A 12,067-nucleotide genomic window follows, 5' to 3' on the forward strand; every position below is an offset into this window, starting at 1 on the left:
TAAGGTGAATGGCCATGGTGCTGCGGGTGCGGGCTGCGTGTGCGCTATCCCGTTAATACGTCGAAGGGGGGCGTGTGCGGTGTTTGTGATTGCGGCTGAATGTTTGCGTGCCGCAGCGGTCCGAACCTGGGTACGCATCATTCATTGAGGAACACCCATGACATCAAAATCCCTGTTCGCCTCCCTGCTGGTCGCCGCGAGCCTGTCCACCGCCAGCTTTATCGTGCACGCCGGTGATACACCCCAGGAGACGGTAAAGCCTTCCAGCATCAACACCCGTGACCTGAAGGAAGGTGACCGCGCCCCGGATATCCTGATGCGCAAGGAGTCGGCCGTCAGCGACTGGAAAAAGCGCGGTCTCAAACAGCCTGAAGAAGACAGCCAATGGGCACGGGTGGGCGACCGTTTCGTGCTGCTCAAGACCACTAACGGCACCATTCTCGAGATCACCCCCGTCAAGAAATGACCTTGTATTTAGGTCCTGTTCCTGAGTTAAGGTAGCCGGCTATAAAGGCCGCGTTACCTTCAAGGAAAGAGAGCAGGATGCTTGCCACAATAAGAAACTACCCCCGCACCGTTAACCTGTTGCTGTCCTCGACGTTGCTGCTCACGCTGGCCAAGGCCATCACCTTTCCGTACCTGGTGATTTACCTCACCCGCCATTTCGCCCTCGACATTACCCAGGTCGGCCTGGTGATCGGCAGTTCGTTGATCGTTGGCTCGCTGCTCAGCGTGTATGGCGGGTTTCTGGTTGATCGTATCCACAGCTACCGGCTGTTGCTGGCCCTTACCTTGCTGTTCCTGCTGGGCTTTGTCGGCATGGTGCTCGCGGGGAGTATCTGGACCTTCTACACCTGCCTGATCCTGATCAACCTGGCTCATGCCGTGATCGATATCGCCGCCAAAGCCGGCTTTGCCAGCCTGTTGCCCGAGGACGCGCGCAGCGAAGTGTTTTCCATCAAGTACACCCTGACCAATATCGGTTATGCCGTCGGCCCGGCGTTTGGCGCGGTGGTGGCCAAGGTGGAAATCAGCTTGCCATTTGTGCTGTCGGCGCTGTTGGGGCTGGGGTTTTTCCTGCTGTATTGGCGTTGGGGTGATCGTACGCTGGCGACCGTCGACACCACGCAAAAGCCAGTGCCGTTCCTCGCCGTTGGCCGGGTGCTGTTGAAGGATCGTCGCCTTGTCTGCTTCACCCTCGGCGGTGTACTGAGTGCCGTGGTATTCGGTCAGTTCACCGCGTGGCTGTCGCAATACCTGGTGACCACCACCACGGCCGACTACACCTACACCGTGGTCAGCGCCGTGCTGGTCACCAACGCGGTGTTGGTGATCGCCTTGCAGTACGTGATCGGCCGGCGCATTTCGCACCGCTACCTGGGCCAATGGTTGATCGCCGGCCTGGGCATGTTCATGTTGGGGCTCATCGGTTTCGCGCTGTCCACCAGCGTGCTGTGGTGGGTGCTGGCCATGGCGGTGTTCACCGTGGGGGAGATCATTGTGTTCCCGGCCGAATACATGTTTATCGACCGGATCGCCCCGGACCACTTGCGCGGCATGTATTACGGGGCGCAGAACCTGTCCAACCTGGGCGCGGCGCTGGGCCCGGTGCTGTGCGGGCTGGTGCTGGCCAGCCTGCCGGCGCCTTACATGTTCTGGATGCTGGGGGCGTTTATCGTCGCGGGCGGGGTGTTCTACTTCATTGGGGCGTCGTTGAAGGCAAGTCATCCAGCGTGAGCTGGCCCATGGTGTTGCTTTGCAGTTCGTAGCGCAGCTCATCCACCATCTTTTCCACTTCTTGCGGGGTCTGCAGCCGGTTGGTGCTGATCCCGGTGACGACCAGGTCGACCCGGCCGGTTTCGGCGTCGTAGACCTTGAGGGTCAGGGACGCATCCCGGCACAGGGTGAACTCGCAGGTCAGCGGCGACAGACCTTCTTCGATGCAGTTTCGCAGTTGGGCGAGGGTAAACATGCAGGTTCCTTCAGGCATCAGGTTCGATACCGAGAAGGTTATTGATTAGCCCTCGCTGCAATAAGGCGAATTCGCACTAGGTGTACTAGTGCATTTGCACTGTCATGGCTTGTTTTTGACCCGCAATTCCCCGGCAAACAGCCCGCGTTCACGGGCCCAGACGATCGCCGCGCTGCGGCTGTGCACCCCCAGTTTGGAATACACCGTGGCCACATGGTTACGCACGGTGTTGGGCGCCAGTTTCAGGCGCGAGGCGATCTCCTTGTCGGCCAGCCCCTCGCAGATCAGGCCCAGCACATCGCGCTCGCGGGCGGTGAGGTCGGTGAAGGCCACGTTCGACTGGCTGGCGCTGTTGACGCTCTTGGCGTTGGCCAGTTTTTCGATGAGGGTCTGGCTGAACCACGAGGCGTCCTGCATCACTTCCTCGATGGCCGCCACCAGTTCCAGCTCCGAGCGTTTGCGTTCGGTGATGTTCATCATCACCAGCAGGTAGCAGGGCACGTCCTGGATGATGACCGTGTCGGCGGAGACCACGCAGTCGATCACCTCGTTGCCTTTCTTGCGTACCTTGAGGTCCTGGCCGTCGAGGTTGCCGGCTTTTTCCAGGCGGGCGAACAGCTGCGCGCCAGCCTGGGGGCTGTCGATAAAGTCGATGTCCTCGATCGACTTGCCGATCAACTCTTCACTGGTATAACCGGTGATGCTCATGAAGGCTTCGTTGACGTCCACCACCTGGTGGTTGCTGGCGTTGCACACCAGGGTCGGCACCGGGGTCAGGCGGAAGGATTTGGCGAAACGTTCCTCACTCTGGCGCAGGGCGATTTCCGCTTTGCGCCGTGGCTCCAGGTCCATGAAGGAAAACAGCATGCAGTCCTCTTCGTTCATGTCCAATGGCTGGCCGGCGACGATCACCAGCTTGCTGCCGCCTTCGGGCAGCCGCAGTTCGGCCTGCATCTGCGGGATGGTCGCGCCTTCGCCCAGGCGCTGGATGGCCAGGTCCTTGCGTTCGGCCTGTTCCAGCACATCCAGTTCATACACGGATTTGCCGATGATCTGGTCGCGGTTGTAGCCGGTCATCTCCAGGAAACCCTGGTTGACCTTGATATAACGCAAGTCGCTCAGGCGACAGATCACCGCCGGCGCCGGGTTGGCGTTGAAGGTTTTTTCGAAGCGCTGTTCGGCGCTGGCCCACTCGGTGGCGTCGCTGAGGATCAGTACCAGCAATTCCGCTTCACCGCGGGAGTCAGTGATCACCAGGCTGCGCAAGCGGTGCACCCAGGTCTTTTCCTCATCGGCAATGGGGGTGACTTCCACCACCACATCGCTGAACTCATCGCCCGCGGCGGCCCTGGCCAGCGGGTAGTTGTCCGCCTGCACCGGGTGGTTGTTGCGATAGCGCAGGACAAAGCGCTCGGCATATTGCTGCCCGTTGGCCCCCAGCCCCATCACGTCACCCACGCCGTGCATGGTCAGTGCGGCCTCATTGGCCCACAGGATGGTTTGATCGACCTCGGCCAGGATCACGCCGTCGGATAGCCCGGAGATGATCTGCTGCAATTGGCGGCGGTTGGTTTCCTTGGCAAGCACATCCTGGGTCATGGGTTCTCCTGGGGGTCGGCATATGGGAGTACGACACCTGGGGCTCAGGATAGTGCGGATGCATTACTGGGGCACTGGCATTGAACCGGCTGGGATGAGCCACCACTCGGCATCCCGCGCAGGGGGCGCGTAGAATGCCGGCCTTTTACGCATATCTCGCAAAGGTGCCCCTTGAGCGCAGGCAAAGCCGTCGGACTGTTGTTACTCACCTCCCTGTTGGCGGCGTGCGGCACCTCGCCGCCACGCACGCCGAATGACCTGTGCGGCATCTTCCGCGAAAAGGACGACTGGTACGACGCCGCCAAAGTCACGCAAAAACGCTGGGGCGTGCCGATCCAGGTGCCGTTCGCCATCATGTATCAGGAGTCCGGCTTCCACCAGGACGCCCTGGCCCCGCGCAAATACCTGCTGTGGATCATCCCCTGGGGCCGCGTCTCCACCGCCGCCGGCTACGCCCAGGCCAAGGACGAGGTGTGGAACGACTACCGCAAGAGCACCGGCCGCAGCGGCGCCAGTCGCCAGGACTTCGACGATGCCATCGACTTTGTCGGCTGGTACATGGACAAGACCTACACCGTCAACGGCGTGTACAAATACGACGCCTACGGCCAGTACCTGAACTACCACGAAGGCTGGGGCGGCTATCGTCAGCGCACCTACGCCGCCAAGGCCTGGCTGCCGCCGGTGGCCAGCAAGGTACAGGCGCGGTCGCAGCTGTATGCGGCGCAATATGCGCGGTGCAAGGATGATTTGGGGCGGGGGTTTTGGAGTCGGTTCTGGCGGTGGCTATAAGGACCACAGTGGTAGTGTTGGGTGTGTCTCCTTCTCTCAGCGTGGGAGTGCCGGGTGCTGGGTGTAGCCAAGCATCTGATCATAGATATCAGCGCGCCGATCCCTTTGCAGGTCATTGAGATTGTTCCAGATCGGTGCGCTGCGCGCGCTGCTGAGGTCGATATCGGCAAACAGAATCTCCTGGCGGTTCGCCGACGCCACCTTGCCGATGGGCCAACCATTGGTCCCGGCAATCAATGAGCACCCGAGATAACGGGCATCACGCTCTTCACCAATTCGACTGGCTGCTGCGATAAACACGTTATTGACGTGCGCTGCGGTCATCGTCAGGTAAGACGCCATGCACTTGCCGGCCTCATCAAATAACGGGGGAGGGGTCCATACCCAGTTGTTCAGGCTACAAATGATATCGGCGCCTTGCTGGCTGAGAATGCGCGGTACCTCGGGAAACCAGATGTCCCAGCAGATCAGCATGCCGATACGTCCAATGGGAGTATCAAAGACAGGGAAACCTGTGTTCCCAGGGGTGAACCATAGTTTTTCCAAGTTCCAGAGGTGCGCTTTGCGGTACTTGCCGATAAAGCCGTCCGGGCCTATCAGGACGCTGGTGTTGAACAATTGCATGCCGTCTAGTTCGCTAACGCCCGCAGCCAGATACACACGATGCCGGGAAGCAAATTCGATCCATACCTGCACGCTTCTTCCGTTCGGAACAATTTCGGCATGGTCAAAGGCATCTTGGCGATTGGCGAAGAAGTAACCGCAGTTTGAAAGTTCTGGAAGCACGATCAGTGTGGCGCCGCCGTTGGCCGCTTCAGTTGCGAGCGCAAGGCTGTGCTGCAGGTTAGCGGTGCGGTGCTGCGTTCCTACCTGGGGATCAAACTGCACGACAGAAACGCGGACAGGGCTGATAGCTGGGTTCATTGCAGGGGACTCTTATGGGGGACTGCTCTACATAAGAGGTGATAGGGCGGCAAGGTGTAAATCAGGTGCTTCCGTTTAGGTTGTCAGTTGGCGCCTGCCAATCTGAAGCGCTTAGTTACGGCAAGAAGCAAGGCTTCTTGCCGTAACTCATTCAGCTCGGCTGCATACACTCCAGCGACCGATCCACCATCACACTGGCCATGTCCACCAGATGCATGACCGACAGCACCAACGTGCGTGAAGTCCCTTCCAGTTGATCCCCGGCCGTTTGCGCCGCAACGGCGGCACAACGCAACACGCTACTGGCGTGGGCCAGGGCGTCTTCGAAGCTGAGGTCTGGGGTGGTGGTGAAGAATTGCAGTTCTGAAGCGGGTGGCGCGGGGACAGGTTTGTCCATGGGTTCAACTCCTAATCTAAGTTGGAATGTCACCACCATCGCTACCAAACGACTTTAAGGGTGGTGACCGTACGCAGATTGGTAGACCGGTGATTAGGACCCGGTGCACCCGAAGGTGCCCTGCGCACGGCCACCATAACGCAGGGCCGAAAAAAAGCGCCTTGCATAAGGGGGCGCTTAGCGCCTAATCACTCGTGGTCTACCAAACCCCGAGTCACTGAATTGGCAGTGACCGACGAAGACTAGCCACGTGATTTGAGCGGCGCAAGCGGTTGGGATTCTCTCGGAAACGTCCTGCGAGTTAAAGGGAAATGTCACTGATTTGAGGTGTTTCATCTCTCCAATATTCCTTGTGGCGCCATAAGATCAAGGCACAAAAACTGACATTAGTTCTCTGGCGCAAAGGTTTCGCACATCGTCATCATCACGGCACGCAAGCTTGCTTGAGGGGCGGCGGGCTTTTTTCATTGGTGTGTCATGTGTGTACAAAAAACGCATTGCCATTTAGCGGTGTGTAATATACACACCTAAGGGTGGGCGATGAGAAGTCGAGAGGTGATTGACCTGTTGGTTGCAGATGGTTGGGTTGAGGTGGCGGTGAAGGGGAGTCATCACCAGTTCAAACACCCTGTGAAGCGGGGGAGAGTAACCGTCCCTCATCCCAAGGCGGAGATTGCCAAGGGCACTCTACACAGTATTTTCAAGTCAGCAGGGCTCAAGCAATGACTCTGCTGGAGCGTTGGACGAGCGCCGAAGGGCTCGTCCAGAGGAGGATCAATGAAATTCCCAGTGGTAGTGCATAAAGACGCTGACTCGGATTACAGCGTGACCGTTCCTGATGTGCCGGGGTGTTTCTCGGCGGGTGGATCTTTCTCCGAAGCATTGGATAATGTTCGTGAAGCATTGGCTTTGCACCTTGAAGGCCTGGTTGCCGATCAAGAACAGCTTCCTCAGGCGCAGGAGGTTGATGCTCATATAGGTAATCCGGATTTCGCAGGTGGTGTCTGGGCGATCATTGACTTTGATCTAACGCCCTATCTGGGCAAGTCAGTGCGGTTTAATGCCTCTTTGCCGGAACATCTGTTGCAACGCATTGATGAGCGTGTGCAGAAGGACCATCGCTATGCATCGCGGTCAGGGTTCCTGGCGACTGCTGCATTGCGCGAGCTTTCAGCGTAAACCAACTCAAGCAAACACTATCTATCCAACGGATTCCCCATGAGCCCCGAAGAACTCCAAATCACCGACATCCGCCCCGGCACCGGCAAAGCCGTTGTCAAGGGCGCGCTGATCACCACCCAATACACAGGCACCCTGGAGGACGGCACGGTGTTCGATTCGTCCTGGGAGCGCGGCAAGCCGTTCCAGTGTGTGATCGGCACCGGACGGGTGATCAAGGGCTGGGACTTGGGCTTGATGGGCATGCAGGTCGGCGGTGTGCGGACCTTGTACGTGCCGGCGCATCTAGCCTATGGCGAGCGGTCGATGGGCGCGCATATCAAGCCCAACAGTAACCTGCGTTTTGAGATTGAGTTGCTGGAAGTACTGACGCGGGATGATTGAGACCTCCAAGACAAACGCTTCCTGAACCCTCCCTGAAGAATCCTCTTATTCACCATACGGAAACTTTCCTACGGTTTACTCTCCCATCATCGGGGCGTAAGCTTCGCGCGTTTTCATCAATAGCGGAGACCCTCAGTGGGTACTTGTTCGAGTGACAGTAGTCGGCCGGTTTCGGTAACCGGCACAGGCTTGGCAAGGTAACGCGCATTTTTCCGATGCCGTTGTCTCGCCACTAAAAGCGAGAAGCGGCATCCCGGCAGCGGCCAGTCCTGGCTCCTGCCCGAATCCCTCTCATCGACGCTGACCAGCGCCCGGCTTACCTCGGGATGCTACGGACGCGCCTGCCCTTTGCGGCAGGCGGGCCAGGGTGGCTGTGCCTGTAAAAAGGGTGCGGCGCACACGGCGGTACCTGCACGACGGTTTTTTCCTCGCGCAGGAGTAACACCATGAACCTCACTCTGCTCAAAGAGTTCTTCGCCGGCTTCCTGCGGACCCGGCACATCGCCCGGCATTTCCGCCGCCTGGCGATGCTCGAAACCGTGACCGACGCCAGCGTCAGCCGCGAAGTGCCGCCGACCCTGGCGCAAACCCTGGTGGTCTCGGCCAACAGCAGTGCCGTGCAATTGCTCGGCACCCTGGGCAGCCACGCCGAGGGGTTGAACACTCAGGAGGCCGACGCCCTGCGCGTGCAATACGGCCTCAACGAAGTCGAGCATGAGCAGCCGCTGCCTTGGTGGGTGCACCTGTGGCACTGCTACAAAAACCCGTTCAACCTGCTGCTGACCCTGCTGGCGGTGATCTCCTGGCTGACCGAAGACATGAAGGCCGCCACCGTGATTTTCTCCATGGTGGTGCTGTCGACGCTGCTGCGCTTCTGGCAGGAAGCCAAGTCCAACAAGGCTGCCGATGCGCTCAAGGCGATGGTGAGCAACACCGCCACGGTGCTGCGCCGTGATGAAGCCAAGCGCATTGAACTGCCGATCAAGCAATTGGTGCCGGGCGACCTGATTGTGCTGTCCGCCGGTGACATGATCCCCGCCGATTGCCGTGTGCTCAGTGCCAAGGACCTGTTCGTCAGCCAGGCGGCGATGACCGGCGAATCGATGCCGGTGGAAAAGTTTGCCCACCAGCACGACGCCCACACCCGCAACCCGCTGGACCTGGAAAACATCCTGTTCATGGGCACCAACGTGGTGTCCGGCGCGGCGACGGCAGTGATCCTGACCACTGGCAACAGCACCTATTTCGGCGCGCTGGCCCAGCGTGTGACCGCCACCGACCGTGCAACCACTTCGTTCCAGCACGGCGTCAACAAGGTCAGCTGGTTGCTCATCCGCTTCATGTTCGTGATGGCGCCGCTGGTACTGTTCATCAACGGCTTCACCAAGGGTGACTGGACCGAAGCGCTGCTGTTCGCGCTGTCGATTGCCGTGGGCCTGACCCCGGAAATGCTGCCGATGATCGTGACCTCCACCCTGGCCAAAGGCGCGGTGTTCCTGTCGCGAAAAAAAGTCATCGTCAAGCGCCTGGACGCGATCCAGAACTTCGGCGCCATGGACGTGCTGTGCACCGACAAGACCGGCACCCTGACCCAGGACAAGATCTTCCTGGCACGCCACGTGGATGTGTGGGGCGAAGAGTCCGATGACGTGCTGGAAATGGCCTACCTCAACAGCTACTACCAGACCGGCCTGAAAAACCTGCTGGATGTGGCGGTGCTGGAGCACGTGGAGGTGCATCGCGAGCTGAAAGTCGGCACTGCATTCCAGAAAATTGATGAGATCCCGTTCGACTTCAACCGTCGCCGCATGTCGGTGGTGGTCGCCGAACAGGGCCAACCGCACCTGCTGATCTGCAAGGGCGCCGTGGAAGAAATTCTCTCGGTGTGCAACAACGTGCGCCATGGCGAGACCAACGAGGCGCTGACCGAGGAACTGCTGACACGCATCCGGCAGGTGACCGCTGCGTTCAACGAAGAAGGCCTGCGCGTAGTCGCCGTGGCCGCACAGCCGATGGCACCGGGGCGCGACACCTACAGCCTGGCGGATGAAAAGAACCTCACCCTGATCGGCTACGTTGCCTTCCTCGACCCACCGAAGGAAAGCACCGCGCCCGCGCTCAAGGCGCTCAAGGCCCACGGCGTTGCCGTGAAGGTGCTGACGGGTGACAACGAATTGGTCACCGCCAAGATCTGCCGCGAAGTGGGCCTGGAGCAACAAGGCCTGCTGATGGGCAACGACATCGAGGACATGACCGACGCCGAACTGGCCAAGGCCGTGGAAACCACCAATGTGTTCGCCAAGCTGACGCCAAGCCACAAGGAGCGCATCGTGCGCCTGCTCAAGGCCAACGGGCATGTGGTGGGCTTCATGGGTGATGGAATCAACGATGCGCCGGCACTGCGTACCGCCGATATCGGTATTTCCGTGGACAGTGCGGTGGACATCGCCAAGGAAGCGGCCGATATCATTTTGTTGGAAAAGAGCCTGATGATCCTGGAGGAGGGCGTGCTGGAAGGCCGGCGCACCTTCGCCAACATGCTCAAGTACATCAAGATGACCGCCAGTTCCAACTTCGGCAATGTGTTTTCGGTGCTGGTGGCCAGTGCGTTCATCCCGTTCCTGCCGATGCTGCCGATGCACCTGCTGGTGCAGAACCTGCTGTATGACATTTCGCAGATTGCGATCCCGTTCGATAACGTCGATGACGAGATGCTGAGCAAACCACAACGCTGGCAACCGGGAGATGTCGGCCGTTTCATGCTGTTTTTCGGGCCGATCAGCTCGATCTTTGACATCACCACGTTCGCACTCATGTGGTATGTCTTCGATGCCAACACCCCCGACCACCAGACCCTGTTCCAGTCCGGCTGGTTCGTGGTGGGGCTGCTGACCCAGACGCTGATCGTGCACATGATCCGCACCCCGAAGATCCCGTTCCTGCAAAGCCGTGCGGCGATGCCGTTGATGGTGATGACGGGCGTGATCATGGCGGTGGGGATTTTCCTGCCGATGGGGCCACTGGCGCACTACTTCAAACTGCAGGCGCTGCCGTCGCTGTATTTCGTGTTCCTGCCGGTGATCCTGCTGGCGTACATGGCGCTGACTCAGGCGGTGAAGGGGTACTACATCCGTAAGTTTGGCTGGCAATGAACAGGGAAGATTTCCTATGCAAGCAATCAACAACATCAACCTCGAATCCCTGGTCGACACCCTGGTCAGCCTCACCGCAGCCTTCATCCTGGGTGGCCTGATCGGTTTTGAGCGTCAGTACCGCCAGCGCACGGCAGGCCTACGCACTAACGTGCTGGTGGCGGTGGGCGCGGCGATTTTCGTCGACATGGCCAGCCGCCTGGGGGGCGCGGAAGGCGCGGTGCGGGTAGTGGCCTATGTGGTGTCGGGCATCGGCTTTCTCGGCGCCGGCGTGATCATGCGCGAAGAAGGCAATGTGCGCGGGCTCAACACGGCTGCCACCCTCTGGGCATCGGCGGCGGTGGGTGCTTGCGCGGGCGCCGACCTGGTCCTCGAAGCGCTGCTGGGCACGCTGTTCATACTGGCGGCCAACACCTTGCTGCGGCCGATCGTCAATAACATCAACCGTCAGCCACTGGACGTGGTGTCGGCGGAAGTTACCAACATCCTGTATGTGATTGCCCGGCGTACTCAGCAGAAGGCCGTACTGGCCTTGCTGGAAGCCGAGCTTGCACGCTGTAACTATCCCGCCAGCGACGTTGACGTGCGGCCTTTTGGCACGGAAGAAGTGGAAATCGAAGCCACCCTGGCCGTGACCTCGGTAGACGGTGATGAGCTGGACGCCCTGGTGGCGCGAATTTCGATGTCGACCCTGGTGGTGCAGGCGTTCTGGAGCCCCAGTACCACCGAGTAGTCCCCCGCTGTCAGGCATTGCCCTGCGTAAAGCTGGCTATGCTGTGACAAGGAAAAGTCCTACAAGCATTAGAGACTATCCCTTCATTTGAGCGGACACGCCGTTGTTAAGGTTGCGCGCTTGCGTCTGCCCAGGAAGCAGTCCGCAGCTCTACGTGTTTAGCGTGTTCTATCAAAAGGAGGGGTCTGTACTGCCTGAAGTGTCATGCAGAGTAATCAGTACCGTTTGTCGGAACTGTTACTTTTCACAGGTAGATAGGTCCCGTGTGATATGTAAGCGTACTGATCCCTCGGGGAGTCTTATGAGCAGCAAAGCTTTGATTGTGGACGATCACCCTTTTATCCGCGCCACCGTGAAGTACCTGTTGAAGCAGGAGGGCTTCGATACCATCTTTGAAGCGGGCAACGGCGCCGACGCCATGCAGATTGCTCGGGAGGAGCACCCGGATCTGGTTATCCTCGATCTGGCAATGCCAAAACTTGGCGGGCTGGAGGTGATCAGCCGGATAAAGGCGCTGGGACTGCCCTGCAAGATCCTGGTACTGACCTCGTATCTGGCGGTGTTTTTCTCCACGCGCTGCATGCGCGCTGGGGCCATGGGTTTCGTTGCCAAGACCGGTGAGCTCGATGAACTGCAAAAGGCAATCAGGGCAATCCGCTCTGGTTACAGTTGCTTCCCCAGCCTGCCCACCAGTTCAGTGCGCCGCGACGATTTGCAGACCTCCGAACAGGAGTTGGTGGAGGCGCTGTCCGACCGCGAATTGACGGTACTGCAAAAACTGGCGCTGGGCCTGAGCAACAAGGAAATCGCCGAGGATATGCTGTTGAGCCACAAGACCATCAGCACCTATAAGACCCGCCTCAAAGAGAAGTTGCGCATGTCGTCGGTGGTGCACCTGTCCAAGTTTGCCCAGCGCAATCATCTGATCTGATCTG

At 59.3% G+C, this 12,067-nt stretch carries 13 protein-coding genes; 9 read left to right on the top strand and 4 right to left on the bottom strand.

All coding sequences use genetic code 11. From position 1 onward, the window contains the following. The first annotated feature begins 157 nt into the window (after window positions 1-157). Complete coding sequence (locus M2497_RS11520) at window positions 158-466, top strand: RcnB family protein (RefSeq protein WP_058425567.1); 309 nt, start codon at window positions 158-160, stop codon at window positions 464-466. Between the two features lie 77 nt (window positions 467-543). Further along, window positions 544-1,737 carry an MFS transporter gene (locus M2497_RS11525; RefSeq protein ID WP_248487568.1) on the top strand — a complete coding sequence of 398 codons (1,194 nt, stop codon included), beginning with the start codon at window positions 544-546 and terminating at the stop codon, window positions 1,735-1,737. Here the strand turns inward: M2497_RS11525 and M2497_RS11530 are convergent. Together M2497_RS11530 and M2497_RS11535 are read right to left on the bottom strand one after the other, a co-directional pair. Further along, on the bottom strand, window positions 1,700-1,972 hold the full coding sequence (locus tag M2497_RS11530; RefSeq protein WP_071495081.1) for a DUF1652 domain-containing protein: 273 nt from the start codon (window positions 1,970-1,972) through the stop codon (window positions 1,700-1,702). The genes M2497_RS11525 and M2497_RS11530 overlap by 38 nt on opposite strands. A gap of 102 nt (window positions 1,973-2,074) precedes the next feature. Continuing rightward, complete coding sequence (locus tag M2497_RS11535; protein ID WP_248487570.1) at window positions 2,075-3,571, bottom strand: helix-turn-helix transcriptional regulator; 1,497 nt, start codon at window positions 3,569-3,571, stop codon at window positions 2,075-2,077. A 171-nt stretch (window positions 3,572-3,742) separates the two neighbouring features. Here M2497_RS11535 and M2497_RS11540 point away from each other — a divergent pair, with 171 nt between their 5' ends. After that, window positions 3,743-4,363: a lipoprotein gene (locus tag M2497_RS11540; RefSeq protein ID WP_033902081.1), complete on the top strand. Its 621-nt coding sequence runs from the start codon at window positions 3,743-3,745 to the stop codon at window positions 4,361-4,363. 36 nt (window positions 4,364-4,399) lie between these two features. Here the strand turns inward: M2497_RS11540 and M2497_RS11545 are convergent, their stop codons facing one another. Further along, a complete protein-coding gene (locus M2497_RS11545; protein WP_248487572.1) occupies window positions 4,400-5,287 on the bottom strand; it encodes a nitrilase family protein in 888 nt (295 codons plus the stop codon). A 151-nt stretch (window positions 5,288-5,438) separates the two neighbouring features. After that, on the bottom strand, window positions 5,439-5,684 hold the full coding sequence (locus M2497_RS11550; RefSeq protein ID WP_016976709.1) for a DUF3077 domain-containing protein: 246 nt from the start codon (window positions 5,682-5,684) through the stop codon (window positions 5,439-5,441). 540 nt (window positions 5,685-6,224) lie between these two features. Here M2497_RS11550 and M2497_RS11555 point away from each other — a divergent pair. The 6 genes from M2497_RS11555 to M2497_RS11580 all read left to right on the top strand — a co-directional run bounded on the left by M2497_RS11555 (window position 6,225) and on the right by M2497_RS11580 (window position 12,063). Beyond that, complete coding sequence (locus M2497_RS11555; protein ID WP_081049342.1) at window positions 6,225-6,410, top strand: type II toxin-antitoxin system HicA family toxin; 186 nt, start codon at window positions 6,225-6,227, stop codon at window positions 6,408-6,410. A 51-nt stretch (window positions 6,411-6,461) separates the two neighbouring features. Beyond that, the gene (locus tag M2497_RS11560) at window positions 6,462-6,863 is read left to right on the top strand and encodes a type II toxin-antitoxin system HicB family antitoxin (RefSeq protein ID WP_016977415.1); all 402 of its coding nucleotides are present in this window, start codon (window positions 6,462-6,464) and stop codon (window positions 6,861-6,863) included. Window positions 6,864-6,902: 39 nt separating this feature from the next. Next, window positions 6,903-7,247, top strand: coding sequence for an FKBP-type peptidyl-prolyl cis-trans isomerase (locus M2497_RS11565; RefSeq protein WP_248487574.1), 345 nt, complete (start codon window positions 6,903-6,905; stop codon window positions 7,245-7,247). A gap of 446 nt (window positions 7,248-7,693) precedes the next feature. Continuing rightward, window positions 7,694-10,399 (top strand): magnesium-translocating P-type ATPase, encoded by a 2,706-nt coding sequence (gene mgtA, locus M2497_RS11570; RefSeq protein ID WP_248487576.1) that lies wholly within the window; start codon window positions 7,694-7,696, stop codon window positions 10,397-10,399. Window positions 10,400-10,415: 16 nt separating this feature from the next. Further along, entirely contained in the window at window positions 10,416-11,132 is a 717-nt protein-coding gene (locus tag M2497_RS11575) for an MgtC/SapB family protein (RefSeq protein ID WP_058427147.1), read from the top strand. Window positions 11,133-11,433: 301 nt separating this feature from the next. Beyond that, a complete protein-coding gene (locus tag M2497_RS11580; RefSeq protein ID WP_248487577.1) occupies window positions 11,434-12,063 on the top strand; it encodes a response regulator transcription factor in 630 nt (209 codons plus the stop codon). Window positions 12,064-12,067: the final 4 nt, after the last annotated feature.

Source organism: Pseudomonas sp. CYM-20-01, assembly GCF_023169845.1.
In the GTDB taxonomy this organism is placed as follows: Bacteria; Pseudomonadota; Gammaproteobacteria; order Pseudomonadales; family Pseudomonadaceae; genus Aquipseudomonas; species Aquipseudomonas azotoformans.

Excerpts from the sequence above, each read along its gene's own strand:
- M2497_RS11520 (WP_058425567.1), top strand. The coding sequence starts at position 158 with ATGACATCAAAATCCCTGTTCGCCTCCCTGCTGGTCGCCGCGAGCCTG.
- M2497_RS11560 (WP_016977415.1), top strand. The coding sequence starts at position 6,462 with ATGAAATTCCCAGTGGTAGTGCATAAAGACGCTGACTCGGATTACAGC.
- M2497_RS11530 (WP_071495081.1), bottom strand. The coding sequence starts at position 1,972 with ATGTTTACCCTCGCCCAACTGCGAAACTGCATCGAAGAAGGTCTGTCG.
- M2497_RS11550 (WP_016976709.1), bottom strand. The coding sequence starts at position 5,684 with ATGGACAAACCTGTCCCCGCGCCACCCGCTTCAGAACTGCAATTCTTC.
- M2497_RS11545 (WP_248487572.1), bottom strand. The coding sequence starts at position 5,287 with ATGAACCCAGCTATCAGCCCTGTCCGCGTTTCTGTCGTGCAGTTTGAT.
- M2497_RS11555 (WP_081049342.1), top strand. The coding sequence starts at position 6,225 with ATGAGAAGTCGAGAGGTGATTGACCTGTTGGTTGCAGATGGTTGGGTT.
- M2497_RS11535 (WP_248487570.1), bottom strand. The coding sequence starts at position 3,571 with ATGACCCAGGATGTGCTTGCCAAGGAAACCAACCGCCGCCAATTGCAG.
- M2497_RS11580 (WP_248487577.1), top strand. The coding sequence starts at position 11,434 with ATGAGCAGCAAAGCTTTGATTGTGGACGATCACCCTTTTATCCGCGCC.
- mgtA (WP_248487576.1), top strand. The coding sequence starts at position 7,694 with ATGAACCTCACTCTGCTCAAAGAGTTCTTCGCCGGCTTCCTGCGGACC.
- M2497_RS11575 (WP_058427147.1), top strand. The coding sequence starts at position 10,416 with ATGCAAGCAATCAACAACATCAACCTCGAATCCCTGGTCGACACCCTG.
- M2497_RS11565 (WP_248487574.1), top strand. The coding sequence starts at position 6,903 with ATGAGCCCCGAAGAACTCCAAATCACCGACATCCGCCCCGGCACCGGC.
- M2497_RS11525 (WP_248487568.1), top strand. The coding sequence starts at position 544 with ATGCTTGCCACAATAAGAAACTACCCCCGCACCGTTAACCTGTTGCTG.